Source organism: Pseudomonas sp. AC255 (assembly GCF_979258175.1).
Genome location: NZ_OZ409841.1, coordinates 4114264 through 4134956, shown reverse-complemented (window position 1 = coordinate 4134956; position 20693 = coordinate 4114264). Strand labels below are relative to the sequence as shown.

The window sequence follows — 20693 nt, the reverse complement described above, 5'->3', positions numbered from 1 at the left end:
GTAAGCGCCTCGATTATAGGAAGGGGGCTAACGATCAAACAAGCGCAAAAGATCGCAGGGTAGGAGCTGCCGAAGGCTGCGATCTTTTGATCTTTTGATCTTTTGATCTTTTATCTGGCGGGTACCAAAGCAGGAGCAGAAGAGGTATGCCAGATCAACACCTTGCTCACCCGGTTCTCCTCGGTCTCGAGGATTTCCAGTCGATAACGCCCGATCTTCAGGCACACCGCGCTTTCCGGAATGGTTTCCAGCGCTTCGGTGACCAGGCCGTTCAGGGTCTTCGGCCCGTCGCTCGGCAGGTGCCAGCCCAGGCACTTGTTCAGGTCGCGGATTGACGCGGCGCCATCGATCACCATGCGACCGTCGGCCTGGGGATGAATGTGCGGATTGTCGAGGCTGTGCTCGCTTTCGAATTCGCCGACGATTTCTTCGAGAATGTCTTCAAGGGTGACGATGCCCAGCACTTCACCGTACTCGTCCACGACCATGCCGAGGCGGCGTTGCTGCTTGTGGAAGTTCAGCAGTTGCAGTTGCAGCGGCGTGCTTTCCGGGACGAAGTAGGGCTCGTAGCTGGCGGCCAGCAGCGCCTCGCGGGTCAATCCGCCGTTGCTCAGCAAATGGCCGATCTGGCGGGTGTTGAGCACCGCTTCGACCTGATTGATGTCACTGTGAAACACCGGCAGACGCGTGCGCTTGTTCTCGCGCAGTTGCTCGATGATCTCTTCGATCGAATCGTCGAGGTTGATGCCATCGACATCGCTGCGCGGCACCAGAATGTCGTTGACCGTGATGTTGTCCAGCGCATGAATGCCCGACACCGGGTGGGCGCGGACCGGATGTTCGGGATCATCATCGTGATCGGCCGGCAACTCGTCCTCGCTCTGTTGCACCACCTGAGCCTTGCGCGTGAACGGGGTCAGCAGCAAAGCGCTGACCCGGCTGAACAGCCACGCGAACGGGTAGACGATTTTCATCGGCACCGCCAGCAGGGCATTGCCGAACGCCAGCACGGCGTCGGGATAGCGCCGGGCCACCGTGCGCGGGAAATAATCGGCGAACACCAGCAGGATGGCACCGGCGCCCAGGCAGGCCGCCCACGGGCCATTTTCTTCGCAGAGAAAAATCGCCAGCAGCGTCGCGAGGATCACCGCGAGGGCGCGGCACAGGGTGTTGCAGAGGATCAGGCTGTCGAGCGGGAAGCTCAGCTTCGCCAGCGGCTTGTCGCTGGCGCGCGAGGCGATCCGTTGCGCGAGCAGGTGCTGCTGCGCGATTTCGACGGCGGTAAACAGCCCTGACCATAAGATCAGCAGGACAAATACCGCGAGCATCGGCCCTATGGGCAAACCGTCCATTTATGCCGCCCGTCAGATGTGCAGTATGTATTCACGAACCAGTTTGCTGCCGAAGTACGCCAGCATCAGCAGGCAGAAACCGGCGAGGGTCCAGCGAATCGCCTTGTGGCCGCGCCAGCCCAGTCGGTTGCGACCCCACAGCAGCACGCTGAAGACGATCCATGCCAGACAGGCCAGCAGGGTCTTGTGCACCAGATGCTGGGCGAACAGATTCTCAACGAACAGCCAACCGGAAATCAGCGACAGCGACAGCAGCGTCCAGCCGGCCCAGAGAAAGCCGAACAGCAGGCTTTCCATGGTTTGCAGGGGCGGGAAGTTCTTGATCAGCCCGGACGGGTGCTTGTGCTTGAGCTGATGGTCCTGAACCAGCAGCAGCAACGCCTGGAACACGGCGATGGTGAACATGCCGTAGGCGAGGATCGACAATAGAATGTGCGCGAGAATGCCCGGCTCTTCGTCGATGATCTGCACTGTGCCGGTCGGCGCGAACTGCGCCAGCAATACCGTGATCGCACCGAGCGGGAACAGCAGCACCAGCAGGTTTTCCACCGGGATCCGCGAACAGGCCAGCAGGGTCAGGGCAATCACCGCAGCGGCGATAAGGCTGGACGCGCTGAAGAAGTCCAGACCGAGGCCGATCGGGGTCAATAGATGTGTAAGCAGGCTGGCGCCGTGGGCGAGCACGGCGAATACGCCGAGGCTGACCAGCAGGCGCTTGTTCGCCTTGGCGCCGGTGGCCAGGCGGGTACTTTGATAGACGGTCGCAGCGGCATAGAGCAGGGCGGCGGCGAGGGTGGTCAGCAAACTGGGTGACAAGGGGAGCATAAATCCTGTTAGGCGAGCCCGAAAGGCGCTGAGTTTGGCATAGAACCGCCACGGCACGAAAGACTCCGCAAGCTGACAGCGAGGTGTCCGCCGGCCGCAGTCTTCGCTATAATCCGCGACCTGCCCACGCCGCAGGCTCGCCGAGCACATGTTGATTCCGGTCTGGGCCGCCATTATCCCGGTTCGTACAGGGCCTGAAAGGATCGCGCAATGTTTGAAAACTTAACCGACCGTCTCTCGCAGACGCTGCGCCATGTCACCGGCAAGGCCAAGCTGACCGAGGACAATATCAAAGACACCCTGCGTGAAGTGCGCATGGCGTTGCTCGAAGCTGACGTCGCACTGCCGGTGGTCAAGGACTTCGTCAATTCGGTCAAGGAGCGCGCTGTTGGCACCGAGGTGTCGCGCAGCCTGACGCCGGGCCAGGCGTTCGTGAAGATCGTCCAGGCCGAACTCGAAAGCCTGATGGGCGCGGCCAACGAAGACCTCAACCTGAGTGCCGTTCCGCCAGCCGTGATTCTGATGGCCGGTCTGCAGGGCGCGGGTAAAACCACCACTGCCGGCAAGCTGGCGCGCTTCCTTAAAGAGCGCAAGAAGAAGTCGGTCATGGTCGTGTCTGCGGACATTTACCGTCCGGCCGCGATCAAGCAACTGGAAACCCTGGCCAACGACATTGGCGTGACATTCTTCCCGTCCGATCTGAGCCAGAAGCCGGTCGACATCGCCAATGCGGCTATTAAAGAAGCCAGACTGAAATTCATCGACGTGGTCATCGTCGACACCGCCGGTCGTCTGCACATCGACGAAGAGATGATGGGCGAGATCAAAGCGCTGCACGCCGCGATCAACCCGGTTGAAACCCTGTTCGTGGTCGACGCGATGACCGGTCAGGACGCCGCCAACACCGCCAAGGCGTTCGGCGATGCGCTGCCGCTGACCGGTGTGATCCTGACCAAGGTCGACGGCGACGCCCGTGGCGGTGCCGCGCTGTCGGTGCGCGCCATCACCGGCAAGCCGATCAAGTTCATCGGTATGGGCGAGAAGAGCGAAGCGCTCGATCCGTTCCACCCTGAGCGTATCGCCTCGCGGATCCTTGGCATGGGCGACGTGCTCAGCCTGATCGAACAGGCCGAAGCGACCCTCGACAAGGACAAGGCCGACAAACTGGCCAAGAAGCTGAAAAAGGGCAAGGGCTTCGACCTCGAAGACTTCCGCGATCAGCTGCAACAGATGAAGAACATGGGCGGCCTCGGCGGCCTCATGGACAAACTGCCGAGCATCGGCGGCGTCAACCTGTCGCAGATGGGCAATGCCCAGAACGCCGCAGAAAAGCAATTCAAACAGATGGAAGCCATCATCAATTCCATGACCCCGGCCGAGCGCCGCGACCCTGAGCTGATCAGCGGTTCGCGCAAGCGCCGGATCGCCATGGGTTCCGGCACGCAGGTGCAGGACATCGGCCGCTTGATCAAGCAGCACAAGCAGATGCAGAAGATGATGAAGAAATTCACCGCCAAGGGCGGTATGGCAAAAATGATGCGCGGCATGGGCGGTATGTTGCCCGGCGGCGGCATGCCGAAAATGTAAAGACTTCGCCGGTCGTCGCACCGGCGCAGACCCTGCAAGGACGCAGGATCAACAGCAAACCCGCACTCGGCGGGAGCTGACTGGCCGTTTTTAACGACGGCTCTCTATGCAAATCTGCACGGCATGCCATGGGCGCCGGAAAAAGTCATTTGCAAAAGTCCGGATATTCCTTAGAATATGCGGCCTTTCGGGCACCCATGCCCGCTGTGCATTTAGATTTGCAGCACCGACTACAGGAACGATGTTCACATGCTAACAATCCGTCTTGCCCTTGGCGGCTCCAAAAAGCGCCCGTTTTACCACCTGACCGTAACCGACTCGCGTAACCCGCGTGACGGCTCCCACAAAGAACAGGTTGGTTTCTTCAACCCTGTTGCCCGTGGTCAGGAAATCCGTCTGTCCGTGAACCAAGAGCGCGTTGCCTACTGGCTGAGCGTTGGTGCACAACCTTCTGAGCGCGTTGCTCAGTTGTTGAAGGAATCTGCCAAGGCTGCGGCCTGAGCAATATGAACGCGACGCCAGCCCCTGCCGATGATTTGATCGTTATTGGCAAAATTTATTCTGTTCATGGCGTTCGCGGCGAAGTGAAGGTTTATTCCTTTACTGATCCGACTGAAAACCTGTTGCAGTACAAAACCTGGACGCTCAAGCGCGAAGGCAATGTCAAACAGGTCGAGCTGGTCAGTGGACGCGGGAGCGACAAGTTCCTGGTCGCCAAGCTCAAGGGTCTCGATGATCGTGAGGAAGCTCGTCTTCTGGCCGGTTATGAGATCTGCGTGCCGCGCAACCTGTTCGCTGAATTGACCGAAGGCGAGTACTACTGGTACCAGCTGGAAGGTCTGAAGGTCATCGACACCCTCGGGCAACTGCTCGGGAAAATCGATCATCTTCTGGAAACCGGCGCCAATGATGTAATGGTCGTCAAGCCTTGCGCTGGCAGCCTGGATGATCGCGAACGCCTGTTGCCCTATACGGAGCAATGCGTGTTGGCCGTCGACCTGGAAGCGGGCGAGATGAAGGTGGATTGGGACGCGGACTTCTGAACGTGGCTAACTTGCGCGTAGAAGTGATCAGTTTGTTTCCCGAGATGTTTTCCGCCATTGGCGATTACGGCATCACCAGTCGTGCGGTCAAACAGGGGCTCTTGCAGCTGACCTGTTGGAATCCGCGAGATTACACGACGGATCGGCATCACACTGTGGACGATCGCCCGTTTGGCGGTGGTCCGGGCATGGTGATGAAGATCAAGCCCCTGGAAGATGCGCTGGCTCAGGCCAAGGCAGCAGCCGGGGAGGCGGCGAAGGTGATTTACCTGTCCCCCAAGGCCGTCAACTGACTCAGTCGGCGGTACGCGAGCTGGCACAATCGGATGCATTGATCCTGATTGCCGGCCGCTACGAAGGCATTGACGAGCGCTTTATTGAGGCTCATGTCGATGAAGAGTGGTCGATTGGCGACTATGTACTGTCTGGCGGCGAGCTGCCGGCCATGGTCCTGATCGATGCGGTTACACGACTGCTGCCTGGAGCTTTAGGGCATGCGGATTCCGCTGAGGAAGATTCCTTTACGGATGGTCTGCTGGATTGCCCGCACTACACCCGACCGGAGGTGTATGCGGATCAGCGTGTTCCCGACGTGTTGCTGAGTGGCAATCACGCGCATATCCGGCGTTGGCGTTTACAGCAGTCCCTTGGTCGGACCTATGAACGACGCGCCGATCTTCTGGAAAGCCGCTCGCTTTCTGGAGAAGAGAAGAAGCTGCTCGAGGAATACATCCGCGAGCGGGACGATAGTTAACAACGTATCGATGGTAGATCGAACGATTTACCTTAGGAGCACAGCATGACCAACAAAATCATCCTTGCACTCGAAGCAGAGCAGATGAGCAAAGAAATCCCTACCTTCGCCCCAGGCGACACTATTGTCGTTCAGGTGAAAGTGAAGGAAGGCGATCGTTCCCGTCTGCAAGCGTTCGAAGGCGTTGTAATCGCCAAGCGTAACCGCGGCGTGAACAGTGCGTTCACCGTTCGTAAAATCTCCAACGGTGTTGGCGTAGAACGTACTTTCCAGACCTACTCCCCGCAGATCGACAGCATGGCTGTTAAACGTCGCGGTGACGTACGTAAAGCCAAGCTGTACTACCTGCGCGACCTGTCGGGTAAAGCAGCCCGCATCAAGGAAAAACTGGCTTAAGCCCAGCTTCCGATGCAGAAAAAAGCAGCCTACGGGCTGCTTTTTTGTTGCCCGGGATTTGTGCTGCAAAGATCTTCAGTCTGTCCGTGACCCAGTCGCGGCCTTCGCGAGCAGGCTCGCTCCCACAGGAATACAGTGGGAGCGAGCCTGCTCGCGAATCGATCCGTCAGGCGCTGGAACCTTCTGGTTGAATCAACGCCAGCAACGTCCACCCAGCCCCCGGCTTCAACGCCGTTTCCGGCGTCACCACGTGCACCCAGCCGCTGTCATCACGCATGAACAGCAACGTTGCGCGATTGCCGTGCAGCGCCCGGTAATCATCCCAGCCAAACCCATCCGTCAGGGTTGTGCTGTACAGCTCGGCACCCTGGCCCATCTGGCCGGCCAGTTTCGAATAGGTAAGTGCCTCACTGCCCAACTGATTGCCCCGGTGTTCCAGGCTCGCCCGATGTTTATCGCTGCGGCGGCTTTCATGGCCGCTGGCCAGACCGAACAGGCGCTGATGACCGAAGTCATGACGAAAGCGCATCGCCGCCAATGTGTTCAGCTCGCCCGACGGTGACAGCGCCAGCAAATGCCCCAACCCCACCAGGTCCAGATGCGCGTCAGCATGCTGCGACGCCGGGTTGCCGAAATAAGTCGGCAAGCCTTCCATGCGTGCCGCGCGGATATTCTCCCAGCTCGAATCGGTCAGCAGTACGCGACTGCCCAGTTGCTGCAGCGACTTGCCCAATGCGCGGGCCGGGCTATTGGCTCCAACGATCAGAAAACCGCTCGGCGCCGGTTCGGCGACCTTTAACAGCCGTGCCAGCGGTCGCGCCGTTGCGCTTTGCAAAACCACGGTACCGATGATCACCGCAAAGGTCAGCGGCACCAGCAGCAGGGCGCCTTCATGTCCGGATTCATCCAGGCGGATCGCGAAAATCGCCGAGACAGCCGCTGCGACGATCCCGCGTGGCGCGATCCAGCACAGCAACGCCCGTTCACGCCAGCTGAGACTGGAACCGGCGGTGCTGAGCAAAACATTCAATGGGCGAGCGATCAACTGGATCACCAGCAGCAGAATCAACACCAGCGGTCCCAGACCGATCAAAGCGTTCAGGTCCAGGCGCGCCGCGAGCAGGATGAACAGTCCGGAAATCAGCAACACACTGAGGTTTTCCTTGAAGTGCAAGATGTGCCGCACGTCCACGCCTTTCATGTTGGCCAGCCACATGCCCATCAGCGTCACCGCCAGCAGGCCGGACTCATGCATCACTTGGTTGGCACCGATGAAGATTGCCAGCACCGCTGCCAGCGAGGCCAGGTTATGCAAGTATTCCGGCAGCCACTGACGCCGGATCACCGTCCCCAGCAGCCAGCCACCGACGACACCAAACACGGCGCCGCAGAGAATCACCCCGCCGAAGGTGAGAAGACTTTGCTTGAGGCCATGCCCTTCAGCGCTGGCGATGATGAAGCTGTACACCACGACGGCGAGCAGAGCGCCGATCGGATCGATGACGATGCCTTCCCAGCGCAGGATGTTGGCGATCGAGGCTTTTGGCCGCACCACCCGCAGCATCGGCACGATTACGGTCGGACCGGTGACCAGCGTCAGGCTGCCAAACAGAATCGCCAGCATCCAGTCGAAGCCCAGCAGAAAGTGCGTGGCCACCGCGATGACGATCCAGGTCGAAATCGCACCGAGGGTCACCAGTCGATGAACGACGCTGCCGATCTCTTTCCATTCCGACAGGTGCAGGGTCAGGCTGCCTTCGAACAGGATCAGCGCCACTGCCAGCGACACCAGTGGCATCAGTAGCGGGCCGAACATTTCCTGCGGGTCGAGCCAACCCAGCACCGGGCCGGCCAGAATGCCGGTCAGCAGCAGAAACAGAATGGCCGGCAGCTTCAGCCGCCATGCCAGCCACTGACAACCCAGCGCCGCCGCGCCGATCCCGCCAAATGCCAAGAGAATTTGCTGCTCGTTCATTGATGCTCCCTGTTCCTTGATCTGGCTGGCTATGAAAGACTAGCGGCCATTCCCGTCGTTCACTGTCTAATTGCGCGCAGTGTTAAAAACCGCCTGCCCTGAGCACCCATGCCTGCCATCGACCATCCGCTGATTGATCAATTCCTCGACGCTTTATGGCTGGAGAAAGGCCTGTCCGACAACACCCGCGACGCCTATCGCAGCGACCTCGCGCTGTTTAACGGCTGGTTGCAGGAGAAAAATCTCGAGCTGATCAATGCCGGTCGCGAATTGATCCTCGATCACCTGGCGTGGCGGCTGGAGCAAAACTACAAGCCACGCTCCACCGCGAGATTTCTCTCCGGGGTGCGTGGCTTTTATCGCTATCTGTTGCGGGAAAAACTGATCAGCGTCGACCCGACGTTGCGCGTCGACATGCCGCAACTGGGCCGGCCGTTGCCCAAATCGCTATCGGAAGCCGATGTCGAAGCGCTGCTCAAGGCACCGGACCTGAGTGAAGCCATCGGTCAGCGTGACCGCGCGATGCTGGAAGTGCTGTATGCCTGTGGCCTGCGCGTAACCGAACTGATCAGCCTGACACTGGAGCAGGTCAACCTGCGCCAAGGCGTATTGCGGGTGATGGGCAAGGGCAGCAAGGAGCGCCTGGTGCCGATGGGCGAGGAGGCGATTGTCTGGGTCGAGCGCTATATGCGTGATGCTCGTGGCGAGTTGCTCGGTGGCCGCCCCAGCGATGTGCTGTTCCCCAGCCAGCGCGGCGAGCAGATGACCCGGCAGACGTTCTGGCATCGGATCAAGCATCAGGCCAAGGTCGCCGGGATCAGCAAATCGCTGTCGCCGCACACCTTGCGTCACGCGTTCGCTACGCACCTGCTCAACCATGGCGCGGACTTGCGCGTGGTGCAGATGCTGCTCGGGCACAGCGACCTCTCTACGACGCAGATCTATACCCATGTCGCCCGCGCCCGCTTGCAGGATCTGCACGCCAAACACCACCCTCGCGGCTAAGGCAGGCTTCCATGTTGAGAGAATTACCTGTGGTGAGGGGATTTATCCCCGTTCGGCTGCGCAGCAGTCGCAAACCCGGCTGGCTCGATTTTGACTGAAAGATCGCGGTGGATGGTTTAGGGCTGCTTCGCAACCCGGCGGGGATAAATCCCCTCGCCACAATAATGTGTGTCAGCCACATGTGGTTGTGGGTCAACTGTACAAGCATGAAGATGTGTCAGTTGCACATGAGTGTGTGGCGACAGGCGCATTCGGCCCTCGCGGCCTTATGTGTTAGGCTTTGCCGGTTTGCACGATGGACGGTTATGACCCGGTGTTTCGCACGGGCGTTCTGATCGTTTCATCCGCCCGCCCTCAGGAGTACTCATGCGTCTGACCCAGATTTTCGCTGCCGCCGCTGTCGCGCTGGTGAGCACCTTTGCCGTCGCCGACGACGCGGCCGACAAAGCCATTCGTCAAAGCCTGGAAAAACTCGAACTCGAGGTTCCGGTCGAAAGCATCAATGCCAGCCCGTTGCCTGGCATGTACGAAGTCAAACTCAAAGGCAGCCGCGTGCTGTACGCCAGTGCCGATGGCCAGTACATCGTGCAGGGCAACCTGTACCAGCTCGCGAATGGCAAACCGGTCAACCTGACCGAGAAGACCGAACGCCTGGGCATTTCCAAACTGATCAATGCCATCCCGGTGGCCGAAACCGTGGTCTACCCGGCCGTGGGCGAGACCAAATCGCACATCACCGTGTTCACCGACACCACCTGTCCGTACTGCCACAAACTGCATGCCGAAGTGCCGGAGCTGAACAAGCGCGGCATCGAAGTGCGCTACGTGGCGTTCCCGCGCCAGGGCCTGAATTCGCCGGGTGACGAGCAGCTGCAAGCAGTGTGGTGCTCGAAAGACAAGAAAGCTGCCATGGACAAAATGGTCGATGGCAAGGAAATCAAAGCCGCCAAGTGCGATAACCCGGTTTCCAAACAGTTCGCGCTAGGTCAGTCGATCGGCGTGAACGGTACACCGGCCATCGTTTTGGCCGACGGGCAGGTCATTCCGGGCTACCAGCCGGCGCCACAAGTCGCCAAACTGGCGCTGGGCGCGAAGTAATTCGCATCGTCACGGGCAACCGTTGATGATCGTGGTCCGGCAGCTACAGCGCCGGGCCATCAACAGAGAGCCGCGAGCACGCGGTTGTTTTCCGGCCGACCCTGTGTCGGCCGTTTCATGGGGAGTTCACAGTGAATCCGGTCAAAGTAGGCATCTGTGGGTTAGGGACCGTCGGTGGCGGTACCTTCAACGTACTTCAGCGCAACGCCGAGGAAATTGCTCGTCGTGCCGGGCGTGGAATCGAAGTGGCGCAAATTGCCACGCGCACGCCAAAGCCTCAGTTCCAGACGACCGGTATTGCGATTACCAACGATGTCTTCGAAGTGGCCACGAACCCTGAGATCGACATCGTCATAGAGCTGATGGGCGGCTACACCGTTGCCCGCGAGCTGGTACTCAAGGCCATCGAGAATGGCAAGCATGTGGTCACCGCGAACAAGGCGCTGATAGCCGTTCACGGTAATGAGATTTTCGCCAAGGCACGCGAGAAAGGCGTGATCGTGGCATTCGAAGCGGCGGTGGCCGGTGGCATTCCGGTGATCAAGGCGATCCGCGAAGGCCTGTCCGCCAACCGCATCAACTGGGTTGCCGGGATCATCAACGGCACCGGCAACTTCATCCTCACCGAAATGCGCGAAAAAGGTCGTACGTTCGAAGACGTGCTCGCCGAAGCGCAAGCGCTGGGTTACGCCGAAGCCGATCCGACCTTCGACGTCGAAGGCATCGATGCCGCGCACAAGCTGACCATTCTGGCGTCTATCGCCTTCGGTATTCCGCTGCAATTCGACAAGGCGTACACCGAAGGCATCACCAAACTGACCACTGCCGACGTCAACTACGCTGAAGCGCTGGGCTATCGCATCAAGCACTTGGGTGTGGCGCGCAGCACTGACGCCGGCATCGAATTGCGCGTGCACCCGACGCTGATTCCGGCCGATCGCCTGATCGCCAACGTCAACGGCGTGATGAACGCCGTCATGGTCAACGGTGATGCGGCCGGTTCGACGCTGTTCTATGGCGCCGGCGCTGGCATGGAGCCGACCGCTTCGTCGGTGATCGCCGATCTGGTCGACGTGGTTCGCGCGATGACTTCCGACCCGGAAAACCGTGTACCGCACCTGGCCTTCCAGCCGGACTCGCTGTCGGCGCATCCGATCCTGCCGATCGAAGCCTGCGAAAGCGCTTACTACCTGCGCATTCACGCCAAGGACCACCCGGGCGTACTGGCTCAGGTGGCGAGCATCCTGTCGGAGCGCGGCATCAATATCGAATCGATCATGCAGAAGGAAGTCGAAGAGCATGACGGCCTGGTGCCGATGATCCTGCTGACCCACCGCGTGGTCGAGCAACGCATCAATGATGCGATCACCGCGCTGGAAGCACTGGCTGGCGTCGACGGCCCGGTTGTACGGATCCGTGTCGAACATTTGAACTAAAAGCAGCGGCAAGCTTCGAGCTGCAAGCGGCAAGAGAGAAGCAGTCTGGCTTTTACTTGCGACTTGCAGCTTGCAGCTTGCAGCTCAAACCGAAGGTTTGAAAAAATGCGATATATCAGTACTCGCGGCCAGGCCCCGGCCCTGAATTTCGAAGAGGTCCTGCTGGCCGGTCTGGCGACCGATGGCGGTCTGTACGTCCCGGAAAACCTGCCACGTTTCACTCAGGAAGAGATCGCTTCCTGGGCTGGCCTGCCTTATCACGAACTGGCCTTCCGGGTGATGCGCCCGTTTGTCACCGGCAGCATCCCGGATGCCGATTTCAAGAAGATCCTCGAAGAAACCTACGGTGTGTTCGCCCACAGCGCCGTTGCGCCATTGCGTCAGCTGAACGGTAATGAATGGGTGCTGGAGCTGTTCCATGGCCCGACCCTGGCGTTCAAGGACTTCGCTCTGCAACTGCTCGGTCGTCTGCTTGATTACGTGCTGGAAAAGCGCGGCGAGCGCGTGGTGATTGTCGGTGCCACCTCTGGAGACACCGGTTCTGCGGCCATCGAAGGCTGCAAGCACTGTGAAAACGTCGACATCTTCATCCTGCACCCGCATCAGCGTGTATCGGAAGTGCAGCGTCGGCAGATGACGACGATCTTCGGCGAGAACATCCACAACATCGCCATCGAAGGCAACTTCGATGACTGCCAGGAAATGGTCAAGAACAGCTTCGCCGACCAGAGCTTCCTCAAAGGCACGCGTCTGGTGGCGGTGAACTCGATCAACTGGGCGCGGATCATGGCCCAGATCGTTTACTACTTCCATGCGTCCCTGCAGTTGGGCGGTCCGGCGCGTTCGGTGTCGTTCTCGGTACCGACCGGCAACTTCGGCGACATCTTCGCCGGCTACCTGGCGCGCAACATGGGCCTGCCGATCAATCAGTTGATCGTGGCGACCAACCGCAACGACATCCTGCACCGCTTCATGAGCGGCAACCAGTACGTCAAGGAAACCCTGCACGCAACGCTGTCGCCGTCGATGGACATCATGGTGTCGTCGAACTTCGAGCGCCTGCTGTTCGACCTGCACGGGCGTAACGGTGCGGCGATTGCCGGCCTGATGGACTCGTTCAAAAAGGACGGCAGTTTCAGCGTCGAACAAGAACGCTGGACCGAAGCACGCAAGCTGTTCGATTCGCTGGCGGTGGACGATGCGCAGACCTGCGAAACCATCGCCGACGTCTACGAGCAAACCGGTGAAGTCCTCGACCCGCACACTGCCATCGGTGTGAAAGCTGCGCGCGAATGCCGTCGCAGTCTGGATATCCCGATGGTGATTCTGGGCACTGCCCATCCGGTCAAGTTTCCTGAGGCAGTGGAGAAAGCGGGTGTAGGAAAAGCGCTCGAACTACCTGTACATCTTTCTGATTTGTTTGAGCGAAACGAGCGTTGCACGGTTCTGCCAAACGACCTGAAAGCCGTGCAAGCCTTTGTCAGCCAGCATGGCAACCGCGGCAAGCCACTCTAAGCCAGTAAAAGCTGTCACATTTTGAAGCCCGTCTCCTGACGGGCTTTTTTGTTTCTGCTGCCACACTGCTCGGGTTTTCACCCACGAAGGACGGGTGAGTCGATCACGAAGGAAATGGCAATGCTGTTTTACAGAGGTTTGAAACCGGCACTGGGCTGGTTGTTTTTGTTGGCGGTGCTGGGATGGATGCACAGCGGCGTGGCAGCGCAGATGGCACTCGATCAGGCCAATGCGTCGGGCAATGTGCCGGCTGTCGAGCTGGATGCGCACGAGCGGCAATGGATCCGTGACAACCCCAGAGTAACGGTGGCATCGGTGCAATATCCGCTGTACCTGTTTCAGGACGAACACGGCCAGTGGAGCGGTCTGAACAACGATGTGCTCAAGCGGGTCAGCGCAATGACCGGACTGCAATTCGAGCACCAGGAATCGTTCTCTACCGACCATATGCTTGATCGCCTGCAAAGCGGGGTCGCGGACATCAGTACGACGTTGGCCATGAGCGATGAACGCAAGGCGTTTCTCGATTTCAGTCATGCTTTCGGAGGGGCTGGCTGGGTGTTTGTCGGACATGCCAATGCCCCGAGGGTGGAGTCTTTCGAGCAACTGGCGAAGCGCGTTCTGGTGCTGCCCGCCCGTCATGCCCTGGAGGATGCGATTCGGCGCGATTATCCGTCGATTGAAATACGCTCGGTGAAAACCTACGCCGAAGCGCGGGCGCTGGTCGAGAGTGGGGAAGCCTACGCAACCATCGAAAACGAAATCGGCGCGCAGCTCTATCCGTTGGGCATGCTCAAGGTCGGTGCTCTGGTAGAGGGCAAGTGGGAAGCCGATCATCTGGCTGTACGAAAAGGCATGCCGCAACTACTGAGTATTCTTAACAAGGCGCTGGAAGCTTTCCCTGCTGCGGAGTTGCGGGCGATTCGTCTCAAGTGGCTGGCAGGCGTTTCGCCGCCGCCCGTGCCCTCCGTGTGGAAGCGCCTGGTCAAGTGGGCATGCTGGGCGATGGGGGGAATCGGCGTTTTCGGAATGCTGTCGCTGGTGTGGAACCGGCGCCTGGCGGCCGTGATCAAGCTGCGCTGCGCTGCGGAAAAGGAGTTGGGCGATCAACTGGCCTTTCAGCACGCTCTGATCGATTCGATGCCGGATCCGGTGTTTGTCCGTGATCTGCACGGGCGTTTGATCATCTGCAATCGCAGTTACGAAGAGGCGCTGTCGGTGCGCCAGGACCAGATGCAGGGACGCTTGCTGATCGAAGTCGATGCGTTTCCGGAAACCACCGCACGGATGCTCCACGACGAATTCATCGCCCAGTTGCAAACCCGCAAGTCGCGCTTCAGCAAACGCCAACTGCTGTTCAAGGGCGGGCCTCGCGAGGTTTATCAGTGGACCGTGCCGTTTTACAGCGGCGACGGCAAATTGCGCGGCTTGTTGGGCGGCTGGACCGACATCACCCAGCGTCGGACCGAGAGCGGGTGCCGCTGTCTGCAGTAAAGAAGGGAAATGTCCTGCAAGACGCGGCTACTTTTCTGATGGGAGGCTTAAGACGCCTGCCCTAGAGTGAACGACACCTGCGGTGAGAGTCCGCGATGATCGCTCCAGAGGTCGCCCATGCGCTCGCTTAAAGTCCTGATTCTTGAACCCAACCCGTTCCAGCTGATGGCATTGCATCAAATGCTCAATGCCATCGGCATCTACGACGTATTGACCGCGCCTTCGCTGGCGTCAGCCCTGTCTTCACTGGGGCATCGCGGTGCGGTCGATATCGCCATTTGCGATCCGCAGCTCAAAGGTGGCGATGGGTTGGCATTGATTCATCACCTGGCGGCGCACCATGAGGCGCGTGCCCTGATTCTGCTGGGCTCGGTCGCGCAGAGTTTGTTGAGTGACCTGGAGCCGGTGCTTCGTCAACAACGCCTGCGCCTGCTGGGGCGTCTGCAGACACCGGTTTCGGCGGTGTTGATGCGAGGTCTGCTGGACAGTTATCTGATCACTGCGCAGGCACTCATCGAGGCCTGATACCGGCGAATATTTTTCTGTCATCTTCGCCATGCATGCTCTGTCAGACACGGTCCTGCAAGGTCGGAACGTGACAGGCAGAACTTTCTTCTCGGGCCGGTGGTCATTTAATGTGAACACGCCCCAGGCACTGTGTTTTCGGACTATTGAGTGGAGATCGAGATGGAAAGTATCAGTCTATTGCTCGGTGAGGCTCTGAGCCCGTATCAGGTGACGCTGACCCCTCGCGGCAGCCATGGTGAATGTCTGGTGACGCTGAAGAACAGCAGCGGCGCCATTGTGGTGGAACGCGAATTCAATCAGGCCCAGTTGAGCGACAAGCGCTTGCTGACCGACGTGGTGGACGGCCTGCACCGTGACGTGATGATCGCCGAAGGGCGGCTGGAACCCTGCGTCATTGCGGCGTTGCGCAATGCAGCTCTGGACAAGCGTCCGGCCCTGTAAAGATGAAATATTTTTTGTGGGAACCTTCCTGCATCCCTGTCAGTCAGACCCCATAACAGCAGGATCAAGCATTGTGCTCCGGTGCTTGTCGCTTGCTGCTACGGGTCTCGAAGCAGACCCCGTTTAACCCCGAGTTGTCTCCCCACTTCTCGGGGTTTCTTTTGCCCGGCGTTTGCTCAGCGCACGGCTTGGTGCCAGAAAACCGAAGCGCGCAACGGTGCTCAAATGGCCCCGTCTTCGCGCAGCCGAGCGATTTGCGCCGCGTCGTAGCCCAGATCGCCAAGCACCTGCGCATTGTGTTCGCCAAGCTGCGGTCCGACCCATTCGGACGAGCCCGGCGTTTCCGACAGCTTCGGCACGATGCCGGGCATCTTGAAGTCCTTGCCGTCCGGCAGCTTGGCATGCAGGAACATCTCCCGCGCCAGGTATTGCGGATCGTTGAACATGTCCTCGGCGCTGAAGATCCGGCTGACCGGTACGTCGGCCTGATTGAGCAAGTCGAGAACGGTCTGCAGCGGTAAGGAATTGACCCAGCGATCAATCACGCCATACAACTCGTCCCGGCGACTGTCACGCCCGTCGTTACTCGCCAGCAGAGGGTCGTTGGCAAGATCTGCGCGGCCAATCACGAGCATGAAGCGTTTGAAGATCGCATCACCATTGGCGCCGATCTGCACATGTTTGCCGTCGGCACTGGTGTGGATCGAAGAGGGCGTGATGCCCGGCATGATGTTGCCGCTGCGCTCGCGGATGAAACCGAACACGTCGAACTCCGGCACCATGCTTTCCATCATCGCGAAGATAGCTTCATACAGCGCAACGTCGACCACTTGGCCCAGCCCGCCGTTGACCTCGCGATGACGCAGCGCCATCAACGCACCGATCACGCCCCACAGCGCGGCAATCGAATCACCGATAGAAATGCCGGTACGCACCGGTGGCCGGTCTTCGAAACCGGTGATGTACCGCAGGCCGCCCATGGATTCGCCGACCGCGCCGAAGCCGGGCTGATCTTTCATCGGCCCGGTCTGACCGAAACCGGACAGGCGCACCATCACCAGTTTCGGGTTCAGGGCGTGCAGGGTTTCCCAGCTCAGACCGAGTTTTTCCAGTACGCCGGGGCGGAAATTCTCGATGAGGATGTCGGCTTCGCCCAGCAGCTGTTTCAGGATCGCCAAACCGTCGGGGTGTTTCAGATTGAGGGTCAGCGACTTCTTGTTGCGCGCCTGGACAAACCACCACAACGAGGTGCCTTCGTACAACTTGCGCCATTTGCGCAGGGGATCGCCGCCGTCCGGCGATTCGATCTTGATCACTTCGGCGCCGAATTCGCCGCAAATGCGCGAGGCAAACGGCCCGGCGATCAACGTACCCAATTCAATGACTTTCAGACCCGAGAGCGGTTTGCTGGTGAACGGCATGCGAAATCCTGTAGGACAAGGCTGAACGGATACAGGGTTTTAACATAGCCGGCTGTCAGACGCCGCAGCTGGATTGCCATCAATTCGATGATTGCCTGTGGCATCGGTTAGACTTGCCGACTTTCCTCGTATCAAGAAGCCCGTTCATGGCACAGCCGTCCACTACCTACAAATTCGAACTGAACCTCACCGACCTCGACCGCAGCGTCTACGAAAGCGTCAAGCAGACTATCGCCCGTCATCCTTCGGAGACCGAAGAACGCATGACTGTGCGGCTGCTGGCCTACGCGCTCTGGTACAACGAGCAGCTGTCGTTCGGCCGTGGTCTGTCAGACGTGGATGAACCGGCCTTGTGGGAAAAGAGCCTGGACGACCGTGTCCTGCACTGGATCGAAGTCGGCCAGCCGGATGCCGATCGCCTGACCTGGTGCTCGCGCCGCACCGAACGCACCAGCCTGCTGGCCTACGGCAGCCTGCGTGTGTGGGAAACCAAGGTGATCCCGGCGATCAAGAACCTGAAAAACGTCAACATCGCCGCCGTCCCGCAGGAAGTGCTGGAGACCCTCGCCAAGGACATGCCCCGCGTCATCAAGTGGGACGTGATGATCAGCGAAGGCACGATCTTCGTCACCGACGATCGCGGTCAGCACGAAGTCCAGTTGCAATGGCTGCAAGGTGAGCGCGGCTGAGGTCGCGACACCGCTGATATTTCCCACGAATCAAAGAGAAGCCTCCGTCGCCCCATGCGTATCGAACCTCGTCAATTGCCTGCCACGTTGCCTTTCCTCGGTGATCTGCCGCCACTGCTGACCCGCCTGTACGCGGCGCGGGGCGTGCAGTCGGAGGCGGAGCTGGACAAAAGTCTGGCGCGCTTGATCCCGTTCCAGCAGCTCAAAGGCATCGATGCGGCGGTTGACCTGCTGGTGACGGCATTGGAGCAACGCCAGCGCATTCTCATCGTCGGCGACTTCGACGCGGACGGCGCCACCGCCAGCACTGTCGGTGTCCTCGGTCTGCGCCTGTTGGGCGCGGCGCATGTCGATTACCTGGTGCCGAACCGCTTCGAATACGGCTACGGCCTGACGCCGGAAATCGTCGAAGTCGCGCTGACCCGTGAACCGCAATTATTGATCACCGTCGACAATGGTATTTCCAGTGTCGAAGGCGTCGCGGCGGCCAAGCGCGCCGGACTGAAGGTGTTGATCACCGACCACCACTTGCCCGGCGATGAACTGCCGCAGGCTGATGCGCTGGTCAATCCGAATCAGCCGGGCTGCGAATTTCCGAGCAAAGCGCTGGCCGGCGTCGGGGTGATCTTTTACGTACTCATGGCGTTGCGCGCGCGTCTGCGCAGCCTCGGCTGGTACGAGAGCAAGCCACAACCGAACATCGGCGAACTGCTCGATCTGGTGGCGCTGGGCAGCGTCGCCGACGTGGTGCCGCTGGATGCCAACAACCGCATTCTTGTGCATCAAGGGCTGGAGCGGATTCGCGCCGGCCGGGCACGGCCGGGGATCAAGGCGATTCTCGAAGTCGCCAAGCGAGAGGCTGCGCGGATCACTTCCACCGACCTGGGTTTCATCGTCGGCCCGCGCCTGAACGCCGCCGGACGTCTGGACGACATGAGCCTGGGCATCGAATGCCTGCTCACGGCCGACGCCAATCTGGCGCGGGAAATGGCTGCGCAACTGGACGGCATGAACCAGGATCGCAAATCCATTGAGCAGGGCATGCAGCGTGAAGCGCTGGCGCAGCTCAAGGATCTGCCGGTCGAGTCGATGCCGTTTGGTCTGTGCCTGTTCGATCCGGAGTGGCATCAGGGCGTGATCGGCATCCTCGCCTCGCGCATGAAAGAGCGCTATTTCCGCCCGACCATTGCTTTCGCCGATGCCGGTGATGGTCTGCTCAAGGGCTCCGGTCGCTCGGTGCAGGGCTTCCATATTCGCGATGCGCTGAGCGTGGTCGCGGCGCAGCATCCGAACCTGATCGCCAAATATGGTGGTCATGCGATGGCCGCTGGTCTGACCTTGCCGCAGGAGAATTTTCAGCTGTTCGCCGAGGCTTTCGACGCTGAAGTGCGTAGGCAACTTCGCGAAGAAGACCTCACTGGGCGGATGCTTTCAGATGGCACGCTGGCCGTTGAAGAGTTTCATCTCGAACTGGCTCGCGCCTTGCGCCACGCCGGGCCGTGGGGGCAGCATTTTCCCGAGCCGCTGTTTCACGGTGTGTTTCAACTGGTCGAGCAGCGCGTGGTCGGCGAACGGCATTTGAAAGTGGTGCTGAAAAGCGAATGCGGTTCGGTGAAGCTCGATGGCATCGCGTTTGGCATTGATCGCGATGTGTGGCCGAACCCGACGATTCAATGGGTTGAACTGGCTTACAAGCTCGACGTTAACGAGTTTCGTGGCAACGAGACTGTGCAGCTGATGATTGCTCATATCGAACCGCGCTGAAGATCAAAAGATCGCAGCCTTCGGCAGCTCCTACAGGGGATCGCATTCCTCTGTTGGAGCTGCCGAAGGCTGCGATCTTTTCTGGAACCCCCAAGATCCCCCGTTGTCGACTAGGCTCTAAGCACTGCTTGATTGGCCTTGTGACGTCTTGTCGAATTTTTGCCCGCGGGGGCGGGTGCTGCACCCTTTTTCTGTCACTCGTCGACTTTTCAAACAGAACCCTGGAGCCTGCCCACTGATTCGAGAGGTGCCCCATGAGTCTGCTGCTTGAACCCTTTACTCTTCGCCAACTGACCCTGCCCAACCGCATCGCCGTGTCGCCGATGTGCCAGTACTCCAGCGTCGACGGCCTGGCCAACGACTGGCATCTGGTGCACCTGGGCAGCCGCGCGGTGGGCGGTGCCGGTCTGGTTTTTACCGAAGCCACGGCGGTTACCGCCGACGGACGCATCACCGCCGAAGACCTTGGCCTGTGGAACGACGAACAGATCGAACCGCTGCAACGCATCACTCGCTTCATCACCGCCCAGGGCGCGGTCGCCGGTATTCAACTGGCCCACGCCGGGCGCAAGGCCAGCACCCACCGGCCGTGGATCGGCAAGCATGGCAGTGTCAAACCCGAGGACGGCGGCTGGACCCCGGTCGGGCCATCGCCGATTGCCTTCGATCCCCAGCACACACAACCGAAGCAACTGGATGAGGGGCAGATCGCCGAAGTGATCCAGGCCTTTGTCGACGCGGCCAAACGCGCGCTGACGGCCGGGTTCAGCGTGGTCGAGGTGCATGCGGCGCACGGTTATCTGCTGCATCAGTTTCTCTCGCCGCTGAGCAATCAACGCCGCGATCAGTACGGTGGTTCGTTCGAGAATCGCATCCGTCTGGTGCTGCAAGTCACTGAAGCGGTGAGGGCGGTATGGCCGGAGGAATTGCCAGTGTTTGTCCGCGTCTCGGCGACCGATTGGGTCGAAGATGGCTGGAATCCGGATGAGACCGTGGAGCTTGCGCGCCGCCTTCATACGCTGGGCGCCGATCTCATTGACGTGTCTTCAGGGGGACTGCTGCAAACGCGGAAATCCCGGTTGGACCCGGATATCAGACGCGCTTCGCCGAGCGTGTACGCAAAGAGTCAGGCATCGCCACCGGTACTGTCGGAATGATTACCGAGCCGGCCCAGGCCGAGCACATTCTGCGTACCTGTCAGGCCGATATCATTTTCCTCGCCCGAGAGCTGCTGCGCGATCCGTACTGGCCGCTGCACGCCGACGATGATCTGGGCGGGCGCAAAGCAGTGTGGCCGGCGCAGTATCAGCGCGCGACCCATCGGGATCAGCCGATTCATGAATCGGATTTGCGCGATTGATTGAAGGCTG

General features: G+C 59.8%; 17 protein-coding genes and 2 pseudogenes. 15 read left to right on the top strand and 4 right to left on the bottom strand.

What is annotated here, in order from left to right; all coding sequences use genetic code 11:
* Positions 1–110: 110 nt before the first annotated feature.
* Both ACZZ0K_RS18845 and ACZZ0K_RS18840 read right to left on the bottom strand, forming a co-directional pair.
* On the bottom strand, positions 111–1352 hold the full coding sequence (locus ACZZ0K_RS18845) for a CNNM domain-containing protein (RefSeq protein WP_041478198.1): 1242 nt from the start codon (positions 1350–1352) through the stop codon (positions 111–113).
* A gap of 12 nt (positions 1353–1364) precedes the next feature.
* Positions 1365–2177 carry a cytochrome C assembly family protein gene (locus ACZZ0K_RS18840; RefSeq protein ID WP_016771539.1) on the bottom strand — a complete coding sequence of 271 codons (813 nt, stop codon included), beginning with the start codon at positions 2175–2177 and terminating at the stop codon, positions 1365–1367.
* A 210-nt stretch (positions 2178–2387) separates the two neighbouring features.
* Here ACZZ0K_RS18840 and ffh point away from each other — a divergent pair, with 210 nt between their 5' ends.
* The 5 genes and pseudogenes from ffh to rplS all read left to right on the top strand — a co-directional run bounded on the left by ffh (position 2388) and on the right by rplS (position 5957).
* Positions 2388–3764 (top strand): signal recognition particle protein, encoded by a 1377-nt coding sequence (ffh, locus tag ACZZ0K_RS18835; protein WP_252885415.1) that lies wholly within the window; start codon positions 2388–2390, stop codon positions 3762–3764.
* A 249-nt stretch (positions 3765–4013) separates the two neighbouring features.
* The gene (rpsP, locus tag ACZZ0K_RS18830; protein ID WP_003185073.1) at positions 4014–4265 is read left to right on the top strand and encodes a 30S ribosomal protein S16; all 252 of its coding nucleotides are present in this window, start codon (positions 4014–4016) and stop codon (positions 4263–4265) included.
* 5 nt (positions 4266–4270) lie between these two features.
* Complete coding sequence (rimM, locus tag ACZZ0K_RS18825) at positions 4271–4807, top strand: ribosome maturation factor RimM (RefSeq protein WP_016771538.1); 537 nt, start codon at positions 4271–4273, stop codon at positions 4805–4807.
* Between the two features lie 44 nt (positions 4808–4851).
* Positions 4852–5561: pseudogene (trmD, locus tag ACZZ0K_RS18820) on the top strand (tRNA (guanosine(37)-N1)-methyltransferase TrmD).
* A 45-nt stretch (positions 5562–5606) separates the two neighbouring features.
* Positions 5607–5957: a 50S ribosomal protein L19 gene (rplS, locus tag ACZZ0K_RS18815; RefSeq protein ID WP_041478196.1), complete on the top strand. Its 351-nt coding sequence runs from the start codon at positions 5607–5609 to the stop codon at positions 5955–5957.
* A gap of 166 nt (positions 5958–6123) precedes the next feature.
* Here the strand turns inward: rplS and ACZZ0K_RS18810 are convergent, their stop codons facing one another.
* Positions 6124–7932 carry a cation:proton antiporter gene (locus tag ACZZ0K_RS18810; protein ID WP_252868846.1) on the bottom strand — a complete coding sequence of 603 codons (1809 nt, stop codon included), beginning with the start codon at positions 7930–7932 and terminating at the stop codon, positions 6124–6126.
* A gap of 108 nt (positions 7933–8040) precedes the next feature.
* Between ACZZ0K_RS18810 and xerD the strand changes: the two genes are divergently transcribed.
* From xerD to ACZZ0K_RS18775, 7 genes are all read left to right on the top strand, one after another.
* The gene (gene xerD / locus ACZZ0K_RS18805; RefSeq protein WP_252868847.1) at positions 8041–8937 is read left to right on the top strand and encodes a site-specific tyrosine recombinase XerD; all 897 of its coding nucleotides are present in this window, start codon (positions 8041–8043) and stop codon (positions 8935–8937) included.
* A gap of 366 nt (positions 8938–9303) precedes the next feature.
* Positions 9304–10035, top strand: a complete 732-nt coding sequence (gene dsbC, locus ACZZ0K_RS18800; RefSeq protein WP_252885417.1) for a bifunctional protein-disulfide isomerase/oxidoreductase DsbC — start codon at positions 9304–9306, stop codon at positions 10033–10035.
* Positions 10036–10166: 131 nt separating this feature from the next.
* The gene (locus ACZZ0K_RS18795) at positions 10167–11471 is read left to right on the top strand and encodes a homoserine dehydrogenase (protein WP_024011722.1); all 1305 of its coding nucleotides are present in this window, start codon (positions 10167–10169) and stop codon (positions 11469–11471) included.
* Between the two features lie 105 nt (positions 11472–11576).
* Entirely contained in the window at positions 11577–12986 is a 1410-nt protein-coding gene (gene thrC / locus ACZZ0K_RS18790) for a threonine synthase (protein WP_463559256.1), read from the top strand.
* Between the two features lie 120 nt (positions 12987–13106).
* A complete protein-coding gene (locus tag ACZZ0K_RS18785) occupies positions 13107–14480 on the top strand; it encodes a transporter substrate-binding domain-containing protein (protein ID WP_258707644.1) in 1374 nt (457 codons plus the stop codon).
* A gap of 117 nt (positions 14481–14597) precedes the next feature.
* Positions 14598–15005 carry a response regulator gene (locus ACZZ0K_RS18780; RefSeq protein ID WP_041478191.1) on the top strand — a complete coding sequence of 136 codons (408 nt, stop codon included), beginning with the start codon at positions 14598–14600 and terminating at the stop codon, positions 15003–15005.
* Positions 15006–15167: 162 nt separating this feature from the next.
* Positions 15168–15449: a DUF3509 domain-containing protein gene (locus ACZZ0K_RS18775; RefSeq protein ID WP_016771530.1), complete on the top strand. Its 282-nt coding sequence runs from the start codon at positions 15168–15170 to the stop codon at positions 15447–15449.
* A 221-nt stretch (positions 15450–15670) separates the two neighbouring features.
* Here ACZZ0K_RS18775 and ACZZ0K_RS18770 read toward each other — a convergent pair whose 3' ends face one another.
* The gene (locus ACZZ0K_RS18770; protein ID WP_252885419.1) at positions 15671–16870 is read right to left on the bottom strand and encodes a CaiB/BaiF CoA transferase family protein; all 1200 of its coding nucleotides are present in this window, start codon (positions 16868–16870) and stop codon (positions 15671–15673) included.
* Between the two features lie 146 nt (positions 16871–17016).
* Here ACZZ0K_RS18770 and ACZZ0K_RS18765 point away from each other — a divergent pair, with 146 nt between their 5' ends.
* The 3 genes and pseudogenes from ACZZ0K_RS18765 to ACZZ0K_RS18755 all read left to right on the top strand — a co-directional run bounded on the left by ACZZ0K_RS18765 (position 17017) and on the right by ACZZ0K_RS18755 (position 20683).
* Positions 17017–17559 carry a YaeQ family protein gene (locus ACZZ0K_RS18765; protein WP_007908961.1) on the top strand — a complete coding sequence of 181 codons (543 nt, stop codon included), beginning with the start codon at positions 17017–17019 and terminating at the stop codon, positions 17557–17559.
* A 54-nt stretch (positions 17560–17613) separates the two neighbouring features.
* Positions 17614–19323: a single-stranded-DNA-specific exonuclease RecJ gene (gene recJ, locus ACZZ0K_RS18760; protein WP_258707645.1), complete on the top strand. Its 1710-nt coding sequence runs from the start codon at positions 17614–17616 to the stop codon at positions 19321–19323.
* 254 nt (positions 19324–19577) lie between these two features.
* Positions 19578–20683: pseudogene (locus ACZZ0K_RS18755) on the top strand (NADH:flavin oxidoreductase/NADH oxidase).
* Positions 20684–20693: the final 10 nt, after the last annotated feature.